The sequence below is a fragment of the Butyrivibrio sp. LB2008 genome (assembly GCF_000621565.1).
GTDB lineage: Bacteria > Bacillota > Clostridia > Lachnospirales > Lachnospiraceae > Butyrivibrio.
Map to the genome: position 1 here is coordinate 35,584 of NZ_KK211305.1, position 18,728 is coordinate 54,311.

General features: G+C 41.8%; 16 protein-coding genes. 9 read left to right on the forward strand and 7 right to left on the reverse strand.

Going from position 1 to position 18,728, the window contains the following annotated elements; translation table 11 throughout:
• The first annotated feature begins 62 nt into the window (after nt 1-62).
• The gene (locus tag T356_RS19090) at nt 63-794 is read left to right on the forward strand and encodes a DNA/RNA non-specific endonuclease (RefSeq protein WP_051563344.1); all 732 of its coding nucleotides are present in this window, start codon (nt 63-65) and stop codon (nt 792-794) included.
• An 86-nt stretch (nt 795-880) separates the two neighbouring features.
• Here the strand turns inward: T356_RS19090 and T356_RS0110125 are convergent, their stop codons facing one another.
• Nucleotides 881-1,510 (reverse strand): lactate utilization protein, encoded by a 630-nt coding sequence (locus T356_RS0110125; RefSeq protein WP_026514377.1) that lies wholly within the window; start codon nt 1,508-1,510, stop codon nt 881-883.
• A gap of 139 nt (nt 1,511-1,649) precedes the next feature.
• Here T356_RS0110125 and T356_RS0110130 point away from each other — a divergent pair, with 139 nt between their 5' ends.
• The gene (locus T356_RS0110130; RefSeq protein ID WP_026514378.1) at nt 1,650-2,303 is read left to right on the forward strand and encodes an HAD family hydrolase; all 654 of its coding nucleotides are present in this window, start codon (nt 1,650-1,652) and stop codon (nt 2,301-2,303) included.
• A 64-nt stretch (nt 2,304-2,367) separates the two neighbouring features.
• On the opposite strand, the gene T356_RS0110135 is transcribed toward T356_RS0110130, so the two are convergent.
• From T356_RS0110135 to murC, 4 genes are all read right to left on the reverse strand, one after another.
• Nucleotides 2,368-3,582: a ribose-phosphate pyrophosphokinase gene (locus tag T356_RS0110135; RefSeq protein ID WP_026514379.1), complete on the reverse strand. Its 1,215-nt coding sequence runs from the start codon at nt 3,580-3,582 to the stop codon at nt 2,368-2,370.
• Between the two features lie 51 nt (nt 3,583-3,633).
• Nucleotides 3,634-4,584: an ATP-binding protein gene (locus T356_RS0110140; protein ID WP_026514380.1), complete on the reverse strand. Its 951-nt coding sequence runs from the start codon at nt 4,582-4,584 to the stop codon at nt 3,634-3,636.
• A gap of 158 nt (nt 4,585-4,742) precedes the next feature.
• Nucleotides 4,743-5,834, reverse strand: coding sequence for a DnaD domain protein (locus T356_RS0110145; protein WP_051563346.1), 1,092 nt, complete (start codon nt 5,832-5,834; stop codon nt 4,743-4,745).
• Between the two features lie 287 nt (nt 5,835-6,121).
• The gene (gene murC, locus T356_RS0110150; protein ID WP_026514382.1) at nt 6,122-7,516 is read right to left on the reverse strand and encodes a UDP-N-acetylmuramate--L-alanine ligase; all 1,395 of its coding nucleotides are present in this window, start codon (nt 7,514-7,516) and stop codon (nt 6,122-6,124) included.
• Between the two features lie 245 nt (nt 7,517-7,761).
• Between murC and T356_RS0110155 the strand changes: the two genes are divergently transcribed.
• The 7 genes from T356_RS0110155 (at nt 7,762) to T356_RS0110185 (ending at nt 17,802) form a co-directional block, all read left to right on the forward strand.
• Nucleotides 7,762-9,030, forward strand: a complete 1,269-nt coding sequence (locus tag T356_RS0110155; protein WP_026514383.1) for a glucose-1-phosphate adenylyltransferase — start codon at nt 7,762-7,764, stop codon at nt 9,028-9,030.
• Nucleotide 9,031: 1 nt separating this feature from the next.
• The gene (gene glgD, locus T356_RS0110160) at nt 9,032-10,150 is read left to right on the forward strand and encodes a glucose-1-phosphate adenylyltransferase subunit GlgD (RefSeq protein WP_026514384.1); all 1,119 of its coding nucleotides are present in this window, start codon (nt 9,032-9,034) and stop codon (nt 10,148-10,150) included.
• Nucleotides 10,151-10,196: 46 nt separating this feature from the next.
• On the forward strand, nt 10,197-10,475 hold the full coding sequence (spoVG, locus tag T356_RS0110165; RefSeq protein WP_026514385.1) for a septation regulator SpoVG: 279 nt from the start codon (nt 10,197-10,199) through the stop codon (nt 10,473-10,475).
• 493 nt (nt 10,476-10,968) lie between these two features.
• On the forward strand, nt 10,969-12,075 hold the full coding sequence (locus T356_RS20395) for an Ig-like domain-containing protein (protein WP_026514386.1): 1,107 nt from the start codon (nt 10,969-10,971) through the stop codon (nt 12,073-12,075).
• Between the two features lie 199 nt (nt 12,076-12,274).
• Entirely contained in the window at nt 12,275-12,844 is a 570-nt protein-coding gene (pth, locus tag T356_RS0110175; RefSeq protein ID WP_026514387.1) for an aminoacyl-tRNA hydrolase, read from the forward strand.
• On the forward strand, nt 12,845-16,399 hold the full coding sequence (mfd, locus tag T356_RS0110180; protein ID WP_026514388.1) for a transcription-repair coupling factor: 3,555 nt from the start codon (nt 12,845-12,847) through the stop codon (nt 16,397-16,399). It begins immediately after the preceding gene.
• Between the two features lie 98 nt (nt 16,400-16,497).
• Nucleotides 16,498-17,802: an MFS transporter gene (locus T356_RS0110185; RefSeq protein ID WP_026514389.1), complete on the forward strand. Its 1,305-nt coding sequence runs from the start codon at nt 16,498-16,500 to the stop codon at nt 17,800-17,802.
• A gap of 39 nt (nt 17,803-17,841) precedes the next feature.
• On the opposite strand, the gene T356_RS0110190 is transcribed toward T356_RS0110185, so the two are convergent.
• Nucleotides 17,842-18,279, reverse strand: a complete 438-nt coding sequence (locus T356_RS0110190; protein WP_035780956.1) for a DUF3021 family protein — start codon at nt 18,277-18,279, stop codon at nt 17,842-17,844.
• 2 nt (nt 18,280-18,281) lie between these two features.
• Complete coding sequence (locus T356_RS0110195) at nt 18,282-18,716, reverse strand: LytTR family DNA-binding domain-containing protein (RefSeq protein WP_026514391.1); 435 nt, start codon at nt 18,714-18,716, stop codon at nt 18,282-18,284.
• Nucleotides 18,717-18,728 lie beyond the last annotated feature (12 nt).

The window sequence follows — 18,728 nt, forward strand, 5'->3', positions numbered from 1 at the left end:
GTTTTCTGAAAAAACATAATTCTGACACAGGATTTTCACTTTAGTGTTGCAGAATGCATAATATGGCTAAAAGAAAGAAAAAAAGTACCAAAAAGACTGCACACTACAAAAAGATTTTTCTTTTGCTTGCGTTAATTTGCTCAGTATATTTATCTGTTACACATCCGGAGTTATTATCTGACGCAAATGTAGCAAGTGTTGAAGAAACTGATTTTTCAGGAGACGCTTCAGTAGAAGTAAACGGCAATAAACCGACATTTACTGAAGATGAGATTGTTGATCAATCATTTGAAAGATATGGAGAGCAGGATTCTCTCGGAAGGTGTACAGCGGCAGTCGCCTGTGTTGGACAGGATATTATGCCTACCGAGAAAAGAGAATCTATAGCGAGGATCAAGCCCACAGGCTGGGTGCAAAATAAGTATCCGGGAGTGGTAAAATCCAGGCCTCCGTATTTGTATAACAGATGTCATCTCATTGGTTTTCAGTTGACCGGAGAGAATGATAATGACAAAAACTTCGTGACAGGAACAAGATACTTAAACGTGGATGGAATGCTTCCATATGAGAATATGGTCGCTTCATATGTAAAGGAGAGTGGCAATCACGTAATGTATCGAGTTACACCGGTATTTCAAGGAGATAACCTGTTATGTGACGGAGTTAATATAGAGGCGTTGTCTGTTGAGGATGGAGGCGAAGGTATATGCTTCAATGTCTTTTGCTACAACGTTCAACCGGGTGTGGTATTAAATTATGCTGACGGAACTAATTGGCTTGAAAAAGATTCATAAAAAATAGAAATAATATAGAAAGAGTAAAAAGTTGGAGATAAGTTCTTTTGATTTGGAACTTATCTCCATTTGTTTTTTCATATAAATCAGAATCCGAGATTGTCATTTACAAGGATGACATGGATTCGTTCCTTGTGCTTGGAAAAACGTGTTATGAGGAACTGGCAACAAATTGTGTCCGGAGACTTGCAGTTCATGCATGAACCTGTACTTGAACAAGGCGTGCTAAGGCCAAAGCGCTGTGCATTGATGGGAGCAGCGACATTTCTGACTCTTTTAAGGGCACTGTCTACGTCGGCACATACTTTATTCATTCCGACGATGAATACAACTTTTTTTGGCCCCTGAGCGATTGCAGATACACGATTGGCATTGCCGTCGATGTTGACCAGGATACCATCTTCTGTAATGGCATTGGCACTTGAAAGGAATACATCTGCATCATAAGCCGCAAGCATTGCTGCGCGCTTATCTTCGTACTCATCTCTGTCTATGAAATTGTAGTTGCCTTCTTTAAGAGCTTTTACAAGACCGATCTCGTGTGCACTCATGGCTCCGCCCATTGTTACGCTTGCACCTGTAGGGATCAGGACCATAGCAAGTTTAAGAGCTTCTTCTTTTGTGGATGCGAAATAACCGCTCATGTTTCGTGATTCAAGACCTTTGATCACTTTCTGCGCTAGCAGGGTATTTCTCTTCGTGATATTTTCGTTTATTGCCATAGAAACCTCCTTATTTACGAATAAAACTCACAAGTAATTATATTACATATTGCGCGATAGTAGGAAAATATCTGAACATTCATGGTATTATAAAGTGGTGAATGTGAAACATGGATAAAGTGAGGATATAGATTTGGACAGTAAAGTAAAAGCAGTAATCTTTGATCTTGACGGTACGCTTACGGATACAGAGAAATATTACCAGACAGCCTGGCCCAAGGCACTGGAACACTTCGGATATACCATGGAAAAAGAAAAAGCACTTGAGCTTCGTTCTCTTGGAAGACCGTTTGCACCTGCTAAATTCAAGGAGTGGTATGGTGAAGATTTTGACTATCTGAAAGTCAGAGAGTACAGAAAAGGCATTGTTGAGGAAATGATAAGTAGGACCGGTATAGAACTTAAACCCGGGGCAAAAGAGATACTTACCTGGCTTAGAGAGAATAGTATACTGACAAGTCTTGCGACCGCCAATGACTATGAGAGAACTGAACGTTACCTTAAGAAAATTGGACTGTTTGAATACTTCGATAAGATAATATGCGCAAATATGGTGGAGCAAGGTAAGCCTGCGCCTGACATATATGCTTATGCATGCAAGCAGCTTGGGCTTTCTCCCGACAGAACATTTGCGGTTGAAGATTCACCAAATGGTGTGACAAGTGCATACAGAGCGGGGTGCAAAGTTATAATGATACCGGATCTGACGCAACCGGATGAAGAACTTAAGAAGATGCTATATAAGAAGCTGGATTCTTTGAGCAATATAAAAGAACTGTTTAGTTGAATGGGATTCCCGTTCAATTAAACAGTTCTGTTTCTATATAGATATATTCAATAGCAATTCTTTATCAGTTCTTTTTCTCTGCTTCGAGAGAAGCTCTGAGCTCGCCACTGTTGTATCTCTCGATTATGCTGTTGATTCTCTCAACAGGATTGAGAAGATCGCTGATAGAAGCGTCGTGGTTAAGTGTATCGATAAGATATGCGATATACTTGCTCATATCACAACTTATGTACCATTCACGAGAAAGAAGCTCGGGCGTCTGGTAAATAAGGTTTGTTGTGAATACTCTGTCGATAATACCGCTCTTATAGGCTTCATCAAATACATCAAGTCCGCCAGTAAAGAGACCAAATGTTGAGAATGCATAGATTCTTGCAGCTTTGCGCTCTTTAAGAGCTTTGGCAACATCGAGTAAGCTTTCACCTGAGGAAATCATATCATCAACAATGATAACAGATTTGCCTTCTACACTTGTTCCTAAGAACTCATGTGAAACGATAGGATTTCTTCCGTCTACAACCTGAGTATAGTCACGGCGTTTATAGAACATTCCCACATCGAGACCGAGCACACTTGCAAGATAAATTGCACGGCTCATTCCGCCTTCATCGGGGCTTATTACCATCATATTGTCTGAATCAATCTTGAGATCCCAGACGTTTTTGAGTAATGCCTTAATAAACTGATATGTTGTTCTTACGGTTTCAAAACCGTTAAGAGGAATAGCGTTTGAAACTCTTGGGTCGTGTGCATCAAATGTAATGATGTTATCAACGCCCATGTTTACAAGTTCCTGAAGTGCGATAGCACAATCAAGAGACTCTCTGGAATTTCTCTTATGCTGTCTTGATTCATAGAGGAAAGGCATGATAACAGTGATTCTTCTTGCTTTTCCGCCTACGGCAGCAATAATTCTCTTAAGATCCTGATAGTGATCATCAGGAGACATGTGATTTTCTCTGCCAAACATTGAGTAGGTCTGTGAATGGTTACAAACATCTACGAGAAGAAAAAGGTCGTCTCCACGAACGGAAGTTTTAATGACACCTTTGGCTTCACCTGTTCCGAATCTCGGTACTTCTGCTTCAAGGATATAAGATGGTCTTTCATAACCTGTAAAGGCCAGGCTTCCTTTGTGTTCGTTTTCTCTTTCGGCTCTCCATTTTACGAGATAGTAATCAACTTTTTCAGCCAGAGACTTAACGCCTTTCAATGGAATTATCCCTAATGAACCGACGGGAATTGTTTCCAGATTACGTTTCTCTTCTTTTTTAGGCATTACTGAAAATCCTCACTTTCTTTTATGGCAATCTTTATGATTTTCCTGATGTTATGACCGGATCCTGATATCGGGACCGGATAATTTGAGCAGCTTATAGTTGCTGGCAATTCTGGAAAAAATACGGTCTGAATAAATAATCTGCACTTCTTCCAGAGACAGATTCGTGTTAATGATAGTTGACTTCTTGCGAAGATCTCTTTCATTTAAACATGCAAAAAGCTCGGAAGATACGAAACTGTTTGTTCGCTCCGTACCAAGGTCATCTATAATAAGAAGCTCACAGTTATAGATATCATCATAAATCCCGCGAAGCTCTTGCTTGTTCTTGTAGTCAAATGAATTTTCTGCCAGAAGTTCAAACAAGCCTGATGAGCTGAAATATATCACTGAGTGACCTTTCTTTAGCAGCTCATTGGCAACACAAGTAGACAGGAATGATTTGCCAACACCAACTGTACCATAAATGAATAGATTTTGGTAGTCAGAGTTAAAAGAGTTTACAAAAAGTTCAGCAGCCTTTAAAGCGCCACGGAACCGCTGAAGATCCTCGCCCTGATAATATTTTTCATTTACAAGATTAAAATTGGCTGTTTTGGCCATTTCTTTGAGATTTGATCTGTCATAGAGTTTTTCGATGATCTTCTGTTTGAAGCAGTGACATTTTTCGTTTCCGATGTACCCCGTATCTTTGCAGTCAGGGCAGGAGTAGCCCATATCAAGGTAATCATCTGAAAATCCGGATTCGGTAAGAAGTAATTTTTTTTGACGGGCGAGTTCGGCCAGTTCGTGTCTTAGCACCGAACGGTCAAGTCTTTCGCCTGAAAGAAGCCTTTTTCCAAATTCAACGCTGATGGTAGAGGCTTTATCTTCAAGTTCCCTGTAACCGGGAATGGTTTCATAAACAGAGCGCTTTCGCTCTTCAAGTTCTTGCCTGTGAAGAGAGCGCATCTCCTCGTAAGTGTGCATAATTTCGTCGAATTGCGCGTTGGTCAATGCCATATGTTCATACCTTTCAAAATGCAAATCGCTACACTACCGGTCTATTTACATACTTATGCCCTGTACGTGCTTCGGGGAAGGCTTGTGCCGCCACCGAACCAAAGTACAGGGCCGAGTATGTATGTACTCGTATCTGATTCCCCAATCAAATATGAGTATCAGTTATCCAGAAGCTGCTTCTCAAGCTCGGCAAAATTATATGTATTTTGCTGAAACTGATTAAAGCGGTTCTGGACTCCGCCTGGGCGAATATATGATTCGTCGGAGCGGATCTTTGTATTAATGGATGCCACGGAAGCCTTCGATCTCTTTTTGCGGAGATCTTCAGTGAAGTCAGCATCAAGTCTGGCAATGTCCTCCCTTGAAGAGACGTTGTTAGTATGCCAGTTTCGAAGAATTGAGTCACAATACTTGAGACGATTCTTCTGTGTCGCCATAACAGTGCGGTCGCAGGCTTCCATAATGATATCCATTGAAAAACCCAACTCCCTACGCCACGATTTAATGAAGTTTCCTTCTTTTTCCGTGGGACTATTTTCCATACCGAGTGCCTTCATGATCTCGATTATCTCGGGATCATGCTTGAAATTCTCCACGCGAGCCTGTTTTGGCGTTTTGATGCCTTGCTGAGTCCAGTTTAATGCAACTTTTTCCACATATCTGAAATCAGCCTTATGATTATCGACGCAATATTGCATCAGATAGTCCAAAAGATCATCAGAAAACTTTAGTTCATCCTTTATATAGAACAGAGTCATAAGCTCTGTCGATGTTAGAGGTCTCTTAAAATACTGCTCTGCAGGAAATACGATATTTGCTGCAGAAGACTGTTTGAAAGCACTGAGCTCAGCGGCAGAGTAGTTAGGCTTTGCCTTAATGGTGTTCTCAGGCTTGGCAGCAACAACAGATCTCATAACCGGTTCGGACTTATGAGGAACTGCGGGCTTCTGAGAAGTTATGTCTTCCATGTGTATACCTATAAGAGTATCTGAATCATCGTATTCAAGACTGATGAGAGCCTTTTTTTCCCAGTACTTGAGAGCGCGGACTACGTCCTTCTCAGTATGGTTGAATTTATCTGCCAACGCAGAAACGCTTGTAGGCAGATTAGCCTTCATCATGCGCAACAAATAAAGGTAGATCTTTATCTGCGCGTCATTAGCATCCTGCATATATTCATCAATAAAGATATTTGAAACACTGGTAGAATCCTCCCCCACCTTAGTACTGATAGTTACACGCCCCATCATATCAATAATCACCTGCTTTACTTTTTCATCACACGTAGGATTATAGCATGGTAATTTTTAATATGATATGGGAAAAGTGACGAAGAGAAGCGGCATCGAAGAGTTTGTTTGATGGTGGAAATCTTTGTGGATAATGTGGATAACGTGGATTATTATTAAAAAAATCTAAAAAAACAGCCAAACTCTCATAAAGACCGGAAAATTAAGTCTTGTTGAAAAGTCTGACTGTTATCCACGAAGCTATTATTTTTCAAATTGAACGAAAAAAGTGGAAAAGTGGAAAAGTATTACTTACCAAGTAGCTCGTTGCCGATTTTTACTACATCTCCGGCTCCCATGGTTATCAACAAATCTCCTTTAGTGCAATTTTGCAAAAGAAATTTCTCGACTTCTGAAAAGCCGTCATAAGTAGGAAAATACGTGCAATCATGCCCGAGTTCCTTGATCTTGTCGCAGAGAGTGCGAGAACTGATACCTAAAGTATCGGTCTCTCTTGCTGCGTAAATATCAACGAGAACCACTTTATCGGCAAGTGACAGAGCCTCGGCGAATTCATCAAGAAGAGCCTTGGTTCTTGTGTATGTGTGTGGCTGGAATACGCACCATATCTTGCCGTGTGGATAATTCTGAGCTGCTGTAAGTGTTGCCTTTATTTCTGTCGGATGATGTGCATAATCGTCAATAATGGTAACACCGTGTATTTCGCCTTTGTGCTCAAAACGACGGCTTGTGCCTCCGAATAATGAGAGTGCTCTTGTAGCAACCTCTGAATCTATGCCGAGAATATTGCTTACAGCGATTGAAGCAAGTGCGTTATATACATTGTGAAGTCCGGGTACGGCAAGCTTTACGTCAAGCACTTTTCCGCCGGGGATATGTGCTTTAAATGAAGGATTTCCGTGCTCATCGTAACTTATATCTGAAGGATAGTAGTCAAAATCCTCTTTTGAACCGTATGTTATTATTTCACATCCCAATCCGTCTGTGATTGTGGATAACTTCTCGATGTCTCCGTTGATAACAAGAGTTCCGTCATCGGGAAGAAGATGTGCAAATTTGGTAAAAGAGTTTCTTATATCATCAAGATCTTTGAAGAAATCAAGATGATCCGCATCTATATTGGAAATAACACTGATCTTTGGAAAGAAGCTAAGGAAGCTGTTTGTATACTCGCAAGCTTCTGTAACAAAATAATCAGATCTGCCTACACGGATGTTTCCGCCGATGTCGCTGAAAACACCACCTATTGAAAGTGTGGGATCCGTATCTGCTTCAAGAAGAATCTTTGAAAGCATTGAAGTAGTTGTAGTCTTCCCATGAGTTCCGCTGATAGCGATGGGAATCTTGTACTCCTTCATTATCTGGCCGAGAAGTTCGGCTCTTGTCAAAATGGGAATATTTGCTGCTTTTGCAGCCATGAATTCCGGATTGTCAGGGTGTATTGCGGCTGTATGAACCACAACATCAATAGGGCTCGCATCTGTAATGTTCTGAGCACACTGGCCGTACATTACGTTTACGCCAAGATCTGAAAGTGCCTTGGTCATCGGAGATTCTTTTGAATCAGAACCTGAAACCCTGAATCCTTTCTCTATTAATATATGGGCAAGTCCGCTCATCGAAATGCCGCCTATCCCCATAAAATATACGTGAGAAGGTTTGTTAAAATCAATCGTATACATAAAAATCCCTCATTTCATAGAATACGTAGTACAACGTAATCTATATTGTAACACTATTTTTTACAAAGTCAAAAAAAGAAACCTGATAAAGTGAAAATATATTCTATATTTAGCGTATTTATGTTTTTTAAATAATATGTTTATGATATACTCTTATATAGGTAATAACATTTTTTCTGTAATACGGACAGTGAGTTTGGTGTATCAAAACCGGCACATAGCCGGAATAGCAACGAGGTGGGAACATGATAAAGAAAGAGATGATCGCCATGCTGCTGGCGGGGGGCCAGGGAAGCAGATTAGGAGTGTTGACAGCGAAGATGGCAAAGCCGGCTGTCTCTTTTGGTGGAAAATATCGAATCATCGATTTTCCGCTTAGTAACTGTATTAATTCTGGAGTGGACACTGTGGGCGTCCTTACACAGTATCGTCCGCTTAGGCTTAATTCTCACATTGGAATAGGTATACCGTGGGATCTTGATCGTAATTTTGGAGGAGTCACGGTTCTTCCTCCTTATGAAAAGAGCTCAAACAGTGAATGGTATACCGGTACTGCCAATGCAATTTACCAAAATTTTGAGTATATGGAAAATTATAATCCGGATTATGTATTGATCCTTTCGGGAGATCATATATATAAGATGGATTACGAAACTATGCTTGACTTCCACAAGTCGAGTGGAGCGGACGTTACAATTGCCGTAATGCCTGTTCCGATGGAGGAAGCAAACAGGTTCGGTATCATGATCACGGATGAGAATAAGAAGATCGTGGACTTTGAAGAGAAACCGGATCATCCAAGGAGCAATCTTGCATCTATGGGTATCTACATCTTTTCATGGGAAGCACTTAAGGATTCTCTTATTACCAATAAAGATCAGTCGGGACTTGATTTTGGAAAGCATATTATTCCTTATTGTAAGGAACAGGGACTGTCACTGTATGCATACGAGTTTGACGGCTATTGGAAGGATGTCGGAACGCTTACATCATACTGGCAGGCAAACATGGAGCTTATAGATATTGTTCCGGAGTTCAATCTCTATGAGGAATATTGGAAGATATATACTTCAAGCGGGGTACAGCCTCCTCAGTATCTTGGACCTGAAAGCGCTGTGGAGAGAAGCATCATAGGCGAAGGCTGTGAGATCTACGGAAAGGTTTACAGTTCGGTAATAAGTCCGGGAGTTAAGATCGGAAAAGGAACTGTGGTCAGCAATTCAATAATAATGAATGAAACCGTTATCGGTGAAGGATGCAACATAGAAAAAGGAATCATCGCCGAGAAGGTTACCATAGGAAACAACGTAAAGATCGGAGCTTTTGAGGAAAAAGAAAACGATTCAAAACCGAACATTTATTGCGAAGGCCTCTGCACTATCGGAGAGAAGTCGGTTATTCCCGACAATGTGACGATTGGAAAGAATACGGTTATCTCGGGTGTGACTGCTGAAAAAGATTACAAAGACGGTGTACTTGACAGCGGAAAAACACTAGATAAGGCAGGTGATTGATATGAGGGCGATTGGCATAATTTTAGCGGGCGGCAGCAGTAGCAGGATGCAGGAACTATCACAGAAAAGAGCGGTTTGCGCGATGCCCGTGGCAGGTTTTTACAGAAGTATTGATTTTGCCCTGAGTAATATGACGAACTCTCATATTCAGACGGTTGCCGTGTTTACTCAGTATAACGCCGGAAGTCTGAATGCACACTTGAGTTCATCCAAGTGGTGGGACTTTGGCAGAAAGCAGGGCGGCCTGTACGTATTCACTCCGGCAGTGAAGGCATCGGGAAATTTGTGGTATAGGGGAACGGCAGATGCGATTGCCCAGAACCTCGATTTCCTGAGAGCGTGTCACGAACCGTATGTAGTCATTACATCCGGAGATTGCGTATACAAGATGGATTACGGAAAACTTCTTGAATATCACATTCAGAAGCAGGCTGACATAACGGTTGTATGTAAGGATATGCCGGCCAACACCGATACCGAGAGATTCGGAACCGTCAGGATGAATGAAGAGAGTCGCATAGAGGAATTTGAGGAAAAACCCGTGGTATCACGGTCGAATACAATTTCCTGCGGCATATACGTAGTCAGACGAAGGCAACTCATTGAGCTCATCGAAAAAGCAGATAAAGAAGGGCGATATGATTTTGTGCGTGACATCCTTGTCAGATACAAGGATATGAAGCGTATCTACGGATACAAGATAAAAGAGTACTGGAACAATATAGCTTCTGTTGAAGATTACTTCCGTACCAACATGGATTTCTTAAAAGCTGAGATAAGGCAGTATTTCTTTAGAGAATATCCGGGAATCTACACGAAGGTCGTAGACCTTCCGCCGGCCAAGTACAACGTGGGAGTAAATGTAAAAAACAGCATTATATCCAGCGGATGTATCATAAACGGTACGATAGAAGATTCCGTGATATTTAAAGGAGCTTTTATAGGAAACAATTGTTATATCAAAAATGCTATCATCTTAAATGATGTTTACATCGGAGACAATACACATATTGAGAACTGCATCGTTGAAAGTCACGGCACGATTCAGGCGAACTCATACTACAAGGAAGATGACGGCATTAAGATAGTTATAGAAAATAACGAAAGATACATGATCTAATTACTGCAGACTTCATGAAATTTTTTGACCAAGAGGGGGTTATATGATGAAGATAACAGACGTCAGAGTAAGAAAAGTTACAAAACAAGGAAAAATGCGTGCAATCGTATCAGTTACATTTGAAAATGAATTTGTTGTTCATGACATCAAGGTAATTGAAGGCGAGAGAGGCTTGTTTATTGCAATGCCCAGCAAGAAGTCTACGGACGGCGAGTATCGTGACATCGCACATCCAATCAACTCAGATATGAGAAAGGTACTTCAGGATACTATCCTGGAGGCTTATGATAAAGCAGCCGCAGAAGACAGCGAGGGGGAAGCGTGACATAACGGGCTGAATAGAATAATGCAAAATAAGGGCTGTTGCACTGGTTTGGTGTGGCAGCCTTTTGTTACGCCCGGCTGCAAAGGGAGACATTCGGAAATTCGCTGTGTACGGCTGCGCAGTGATTTTCATGAATTTCTAAAAGCAGGAACCGCCGACTTTCACGTTGTTCAGAGCAGCCGGCGGTTCCTGCTTTTAGAAATTTTGAAAATCATCTTGCTCGTCCGAAGACAGCGAATTTTCGAATGTCTCCCTTTACGGCCGGGCTGTCTTTGAAAAGGGCGGTAAACACAAAACGAGTTTTGCCAAGCTCCTTGTTCTATTTTGCAATAAACATAGGGGTGCAATGGTAAGATGTTTTGCCGCGATGTATCATTTAATTCGTGCGTTTTGTGTGATAACTCGCTGATAATATGTTGAATTATCGAAGATGTGTGTTATTCTTAACATATTGTGCTTACAATAACGAAAAAATGTACATCGGAGGAAAAGTATGAAAAAGAGTTATTCATTATTAATTTGTTTTGCACTGTTTTTATTGGCATTGGTATTGTGTTGCAAATCGGTAAAGGCTGCGGAGCCGACGGTTATTAATTTGAGTGATCTCGAAGAAAGGTGTTATTTTACACCCGAAGAGGATTGTGTTTTAAACCTTGATACTGATAAAGCGCTTTTTTTGATTTATGTGGGAAATAACGAACTAACTTTTACCGGAAACGGAAAGGTTACATGTAATATGGTAGGGACAAGTGAGTCCGGAAAACTGATTATGGATAGTGGTTCATTAGTTAGTTTAAACGATATATATGGACATGGTAGTCTTATTGTAAATAATGGTTCTATTGAAACAAACTCATTAAAAATAGCGCATATTACCGTTAACGATGGATATGTATCTGCAGGTTGTATTAGCTCTTATTCAAATTTTGATACAGATTTCAGCATATATGGCGGACATTTGGAAGTCAAAAACGATATTATATGTACTAAAATATATATAGATGACAAGATGTTTGTTACAGAACCTTGGAATAAAGCGCCGGAACCATACTATGGTGGCGATATGGTTCTTGGTAGAGATGAACATGGACAACAATGTGGTGTAAAATTGATGCCTAAATCCGAAGTCGTTTCTTTGGAGGAGATGTCATTAAATGAAACATCATGTTCGCTTGAACCCGGTGAGAAAATACAGCTTTCAGTGAGTATTTTACCTGAGAATGCTTCTAATAAGAAAGTTACATGGAGTAGCAGTGACTCTACTATAGCATTTGTTGGTAAAGATACCGGTTTAGTTGAGACTTACAGACCCGGTAAAGTTACAATTACAGCAACAGCTCAAAACGGAGAAATTACTAAGACTTGTGAAATTACTGTTGTGGATACAAGGGTTAGTCCGGATGGATTGGTAATAGAGGCTTCAAGTCTTGTTTGGGATGCAAATGCAGAACAACCATATATCAAGGTAAAATATAATGGTGTTGAATTAAAAGAAGGTTCTGATTATGTCATAAATAAAGAAACTAATTGGGACACCGGTTTATCAACGACTACAATCACCGGACTTGACGAGTACATTCGCAATATTGATAAAAAGTAAGATGCCTGATTGGAACATAGGTTGCGTCGGAGAAATAAATCTCTGATGCAGCCTTCTTTTCTGCTCTCATAATTGGACTATAAGCAACTTTCAAAGTATACTTTGAATAGGCTTTATACATTGTATTATCAAGGGAGATGTAGTAGTGTTAGGATTAATAAAGAAATTTTTTTCAAAACAAGAAGAGGACTTTGGCAATATGTATGTGATCGCGGGACTTGGAAATCCCGAAAAGAAATATTTCGGAACAAGACACAATGTGGGATTTGAGACAATAGACGCATTGTCGGATAAATATAATATAGGACTTACGGAGACGAAGTTTAAGGCGGTTTACGGGAAAGGCAGGATCGGCGATCAGAAGGTCATTCTCGTAAAGCCGCTTACATATATGAATTTGAGCGGAGAGGCGATAAGACCTATCTGCGATTATTTCAAGGTTGACACTAAAGCGGAGCTCATTGTGATCTCGGACGACGTTGAGCTTGATGTGGGCAAGATCAGGGTTAGACCTAAGGGAAGCGCCGGCGGACACAATGGGCTTAAGAATATCATTGCGCAGCTTGGACACGACGAGTTTAGCAGAGTTCGCGTCGGGGTTGGCAAGAAGCCCAAGGAATATGACATGGTGAACTGGGTTCTCGGTCATTTCGAGGGCGAGGACGCTGCAGGGATCAAGGACGGAATAGGACGAGCTGTCGATGCGGTCTGCGAGATAATGGAGAGCGGCGTTGACAGTGCCATGAACAAATTTAACGGTAAAAAATAAATGAGAGCGATAACAACTCCTTTAAACGAATTAAAAGAATTCGAAGAACTTAATAAATATCTTGAAAAGCCCTTTGCCTGTGCGGAAGTGACGGGATGTGTAGATTCCCAGAAACTTCATTTTATAAGCAGTCTTGGGGCTGACTTTAAGTACAGAATTATCGTAACTTACAGTGACCTTAGGGCAAAAGAAATCTATGAGGACTACAAGTTTTATGACAAGAATGTCACTGTATATCCCGCAAAAGACCTCATCTTTTACCAGGCCGATGTGCACAGTAACGAGATAGTCAGGCAGAGAATCCGCTGCATGAGAAGACTTCTTGAGGGAAGACCCGTTACAGTCATTACGACATTTGCAGCGCTCATGGCACCTCAGATAAAACCAGAAGTTATAAAAGAAAATATCCTTTCGATCGACAGACACGTTCCGATCGATGAGACCGAGATCGCAAAGCGCCTTGTCACGATGGGATATGTCAGAAACTATCAGGTAGAGGGACCCGGCGAGTTTTCTGTAAGAGGAGATATCGTCGATGTTTTTGACCTTACGGAAGAGAATCCTTTCAGAATAGAACTTTGGGGCGATGAAATCCAGTCGATCAGAAGCTTTGATATCATGTCGCAGAGGTCGCTTGAAAAGCTTGAATCCATCGACATCTATCCCGCATCCGAGATCATCCTCGATGAGAAAAAACTCAGAGAAGGAATGGACAAGGTTAACGAAGATACCGAGAAAATCTGCAAAGCACTTCGCGCTGAATTCAAGACGGAAGAAGCTCACAGGATAAAAAAGCAGACGGAAGAACTTAACGAGCAGCTCTTTGAACTCCACTCGGTAGTCAATCTCGAGAGTTACATCCGTTATTTTTACGACGACACCGTCACTATTCAGGAGATGTTCCCGAAGGGAAAGAGTTGTATCTTTATTGACGAGCCGCAGAGAGTTCTGGAGCATGCGATGGCTGTCGAGGCTGAGTTTAAAGAGAGCATGACGCACAGAGCCGAGAAGGGCTACGTCCTTCCGGGGCAGATGGATCTTTTGTATTCAATAGATAACTGTATATCGAGAATGGGGAACGGGCGAAGAGTGCTTGTTTCCGCACTTGCCATGCCCAAATCACAGAATCTCTTTTCACCGGAAAAGAGCTGGGACATTAACACAAGAAGCGTCGCGCCGTATAATAACAGCTTCGATTCGCTCGTGAGTGACCTTAAGAGTTATGTGAAAAAAGGCTACAGAGTGCTTATCCTCTCGGGTTCCAGAACGAGGGCAAAAAGAATTGTCGAGGACCTTAGGGATAATCTCGTTACTGCGTTTTACAGCGAAGATCCGGGAAGAGTGCTGCGGCCGGGCGAGATAATGACTTATTACGGAAGGATTCTCAAGGGATTTGAGTATCCGGGGATTAAGTTTGCTGTGATCGCGGAGAGCGACATTTTTACCGAGCATACAAGGAAAAAGAGAAAGAAAAAGGCCAAGTATACAGGTGAAAAGATATCAAACTTTGCGGACCTTAAGATCGGAGATTATGTAGTCCATGAAGAACATGGGCTTGGTATATACAAGGGTATAGAGAAAGTTGAGACTGACAACGTTGTTAGGGATTACATCAAGATCGAATACGGAGACGGCGGCAATCTCTACGTTCTTGCGACGGGACTTGGCGTTATCCAGAAGTATGCTTCGGGCGGCGAAGACGGACACGGACATAAGCCCAAGCTCAACAAACTTGGTACCTTGGAGTGGACGCATACTAAGAACAAGGTAAAGGCAGCGGTAGAAGAAGTTGCGCAGGACCTTGTCGAGCTTTATGCGAAGAGGCAGGAAACTAAAGGCTATGAATTCAGTAAAGACACGGTTTGGCAGCAGGAATTTGAAGATGCATTTCCTTTTCATGAGACGGAAGATCAGCTGAATGCGATAGAAGAGACCAAGCGCGATATGGAATCATCTGTTATCATGGACAGACTTGTTTGCGGCGACGTTGGTTTCGGAAAGACAGAGATTGCGATACGAGCTGCGTTCAAGGCAGTGCAGGACGGAAAACAGGTTGCGGTTCTTGTGCCCACGACAATCCTTGCACAGCAGCACTACAACACTTTCAGCGAGAGAATGAGAGATTTCCCCGTAAGAGTCGACCTGATGTCCAGATTCAGAACTGCAAAAGAGCAGGCAAAGACTGTGACTGACCTTAAGAAAGGTCTTGTTGATATAGTTATCGGAACGCACAGACTTCTTTCAAAAGACGTTCAGTATAAGGATCTGGGGCTTCTTATCGTCGACGAGGAGCAGCGCTTTGGTGTTACACACAAGGAAAAGATAAAGACTATAAAAGAGAGCGTTGACGTTTTGACACTTACGGCAACGCCTATTCCGCGAACGCTTCACATGTCACTTGTCGGAATAAGAGAGATGTCTGTCCTTGAAGAAGCGCCTAACGACAGACTCCCAATCCAAACTTATGTTATGGAATACAACGACGAGCTTGTGCGAGAGGCGATAGTAAGAGAACTTGGAAGAAACGGCCAGGTTTATTACGTGTACAACAGAGTCAATGACATAGCGGATGTTGCGGCAAGAATCCAGAAACTTGTGCCCGAAGCGAACGTTGCTTTTGCTCACGGACAAATGAAAGAGTCTGAGCTTGAGCGTATCATGTACGACTTTATCGATGGAACTGTCGACGTTCTTGTTTCTACGACCATCATCGAGACGGGCCTTGATATCTCCAATGTAAATACCATGATCATCCACGACTCAGACAAAATGGGACTTTCCCAGCTCTATCAGCTGAGGGGAAGAGTCGGACGCTCGAACCGCACAGCTTACGCCTTCCTTATGTACAAGAGAGATAAGGTGTTAAAAGAGGTTGCGGAAAAGAGACTTTCTGCGATCAGAGAATTCACCGACCTCGGAAGCGGATTTAAGATCGCCATGCGTGACCTTGAGATAAGAGGCGCGGGAAGTCTTTTGGGCAAAAAACAAAGCGGCCACATGCAGTCTGTTGGATATGACCTTTACTGCAAGATGCTCGAAGAAGCTGTCCGTCACAAGAAGAACCCCGGCGAAAAAGATACAAGAGAAGACATCAACACCGTCATCGACCTTGACGTCAGTGCCTATATTCCCGACAGCTATATCCTTAACGAAGAGCAGAAGCTTGAGATATACAAGAGAATCGCGAGCATAGAGAACCAGACGGAGAGCGACGATATGAGAGATGAGCTCGTCGACAGATTCGGCGAAGTTCCAAAGACCGCTCTTAATCTCCTCAGGATCTCGCTTATAAGAACCGCCGCGCACAAGCTCTTTGTTCCCGAAATAAAAGGTGGCGACGGCAAGATAGAGATAAAGGTAACTCCAAATGCCAAGATAAAAGGAGAGAAGATTCCCGAACTCCTTGCAAGATACGAGGGCAAGATGAGTTTTCACGCTGCCGGAAATCCTGTGTTTATCTATAAGTACAAGAAGGATAAGAACAGCGAGAAGGCGGAGGATATGTTGCTGAAGGATACGGAAGAGATATTGGCGGCGATGGAAGAGTTGTTGTAGTGTTTTATCGTGTATACACGATAAAAATACTATAAAATTATCGTGCACACACGATAAAATATGGTTTAAATACTATAGACATCTAAAGGAAAGACGACATGAATAACAAGACTAATTATATTTCTTTCTGGTTAAGCCAAGCTGTTTCAGAGCTTGGAAGTATGATGACAAGCTATGCGCTTATCATATGGGTTTATCAGCAGAGCAGATCTGTTATGCAGGTCTCTCTGCTCACTTTTTTCACATTTGCACCGAAGGCGGTGACGAGTTTCTTTGTTGGCGGATTTGTGGATCGTCATGATAAGAAAAAGATTATTATGCTTACGGATACCGCTTCTGCACTTTGTTCCGCAATAGTATGTGTGCTGCTCTATACTCAGAGTATGAGATTGTTCTATATATACATAATTAACTTTGTGCTTGGCATTATGGAAGCTATACAATCTCCGGCATCTTCTGTGGCATTAGGGTTGATTGTACCTGAGGATAAATACGAGAAGATCAGTGGATTAAGCTCTATTTCAGAGAATGTAAGTACCATTTTGTATCCTATGCTGGCCAGCGCCATGATGGGATTTTTCGGAATTGCATCTGTGCTTATGTTTGATATTGCAACCTTCCTTTTTGCGATTGCTGTGATGTTCTTCATTATACGGATTCCCCGGGGAAGCGAGCCGGAGGAAGAAGATGGAATGTTTGACGGCTTCTTTGGCGGAGTGAAGTTTTTGAAGGAAAATAAAGGAATTCTGTACATCATCATTTGCATGACCTTGATGAATTTCCTTTCCCGTCTTTCTTATGAAAATATTTTGTCGCCTATGATTCTTGCCAGAAGTAATGACAACGAGTTGATTCTGGGTGTTGTGACTTCGGTTATTGGAGCAGGAGGAATTGTTGGCGGAATTTTGGTAAGCACGTTGAAGATGCCGAAGAACAAAGTGAAGATGCTCTTTTATTCCGCAGCGTTTTCGTTTGCATTTGGAGATTTGCTAATGGCATTTGGGCAGAATGTATATGTATGGAGTATAGCAGGAATTGCGGCTAGTTTGCCGATTCCGTTTACTATGGCAGCGCAGTCGGTACTAATATATAACAATGTGCGCGAAGATATGCAGGGCAGAGTGTTTGCGGTCAAGAATGCAATGAAGTTTGCTGTGATCCCTATGGGGATCTTACTTGGCGGCGCGCTTTCTGAGTATCTCTTTGAACCATTTGTAAATAGCGGAACTAAGTTTTCTTCAGCGATTGTCCGTTTGCTCGGAAATACCGCCGGAACCGGAATGGCAATCATGTTCCTGTGCACCGGAATTACCGGATTTGCAAGCTGTATGCTTCTTTCAAGAAGCAAGCGGGTAAAAGAACTTTCTATTCCTGCGGAGAAAGATGAGAGTCAGGCTGCATAAGATGACTTGATGTTGAGCGAAATATAGTGGAGTAGTTTTTTATTCTTCATCCCTTATCTTTTCCAGCGCATCGCTTATAATTTTCTCTTCATGTTTGAATATGAGTATCGTGCCAAGCCATGTGCCCAGATAAATAATTACATAAATGACGGAAGTCATGATAAAGCCAAGTGTCCCTCTGTACCAGCGAAACAGATATCCGCAGCCCATGATAAGTAAATACAGAAGGATAAAATGGATGACCTTTCTAAGGCGGAAATTAAGCCTTGACTGGTCCTCCGAATCCTGATGTTCAAACAAAAAGAAAACCGTTATGAGGCTGCATAGAAAGCTTGTGATCACAATGGATCCCGGTATAAACCAATCAAAATAATCGTTGTCTTTTCGGAGTATAAAGAGGCCGTAAATGCTCACGTAGCAAAGCACCATGAAGCTCACCATCAGAGTTTGTTCGGCTACCATTTTCATTTTTTTCATAATCACAACCCCAATCTTTTCTTCATATCTTTTACATAGCTTCTGGAAATAATGACAATTTCTCCGTTTAGCAGAACGGCCCTCATTCTGGCATTGCTTTCTGCTTTAACGCTTTTGATCTTCCTGATATTGCAAAGCATGGATTTGGAGCATCTGAAAAATCTGTAATCAAGATTTCCTTCTACCTCATAAAGCCTGCTTCTGATCTCGATGCAACTATCCTTGGTGTAGGCAAAACATTTATCGTCCACTGTCTCTATGTAATAGATTTGGGAAATGGGACAAGGCACACTTTCTCCGTCCCTGTATCCGATTATTACCTGTTCGCCGTTTTCAAGCAGTTCCAATGCGGCGCATATTGCATTAGTGCGCTCGTGTGCATTGATCACGGCATATTCATTTTCGTTTTTCTCAATCTTATTAAAAGTGACCTTCAAAACGATTCCCCT

Coding starts and splice junctions, on each gene's coding strand:
- T356_RS19090 (WP_051563344.1), top strand. CDS start 63: ATGGCTAAAAGAAAGAAAAAAAGTACCAAAAAGACTGCACACTACAAA.
- T356_RS0110135 (WP_026514379.1), bottom strand. CDS start 3,582: ATGCCTAAAAAAGAAGAGAAACGTAATCTGGAAACAATTCCCGTCGGT.
- T356_RS0110140 (WP_026514380.1), bottom strand. CDS start 4,584: ATGGCATTGACCAACGCGCAATTCGACGAAATTATGCACACTTACGAG.
- T356_RS0110145 (WP_051563346.1), bottom strand. CDS start 5,834: ATGATGGGGCGTGTAACTATCAGTACTAAGGTGGGGGAGGATTCTACC.
- murC (WP_026514382.1), bottom strand. CDS start 7,516: ATGTATACGATTGATTTTAACAAACCTTCTCACGTATATTTTATGGGG.
- T356_RS0110155 (WP_026514383.1), top strand. CDS start 7,762: ATGATAAAGAAAGAGATGATCGCCATGCTGCTGGCGGGGGGCCAGGGA.
- glgD (WP_026514384.1), top strand. CDS start 9,032: ATGAGGGCGATTGGCATAATTTTAGCGGGCGGCAGCAGTAGCAGGATG.
- spoVG (WP_026514385.1), top strand. CDS start 10,197: ATGAAGATAACAGACGTCAGAGTAAGAAAAGTTACAAAACAAGGAAAA.
- T356_RS20395 (WP_026514386.1), top strand. CDS start 10,969: ATGAAAAAGAGTTATTCATTATTAATTTGTTTTGCACTGTTTTTATTG.
- pth (WP_026514387.1), top strand. CDS start 12,275: ATGTATGTGATCGCGGGACTTGGAAATCCCGAAAAGAAATATTTCGGA.
- mfd (WP_026514388.1), top strand. CDS start 12,845: ATGAGAGCGATAACAACTCCTTTAAACGAATTAAAAGAATTCGAAGAA.
- T356_RS0110185 (WP_026514389.1), top strand. CDS start 16,498: ATGAATAACAAGACTAATTATATTTCTTTCTGGTTAAGCCAAGCTGTT.
- T356_RS0110190 (WP_035780956.1), bottom strand. CDS start 18,279: ATGAAAAAAATGAAAATGGTAGCCGAACAAACTCTGATGGTGAGCTTC.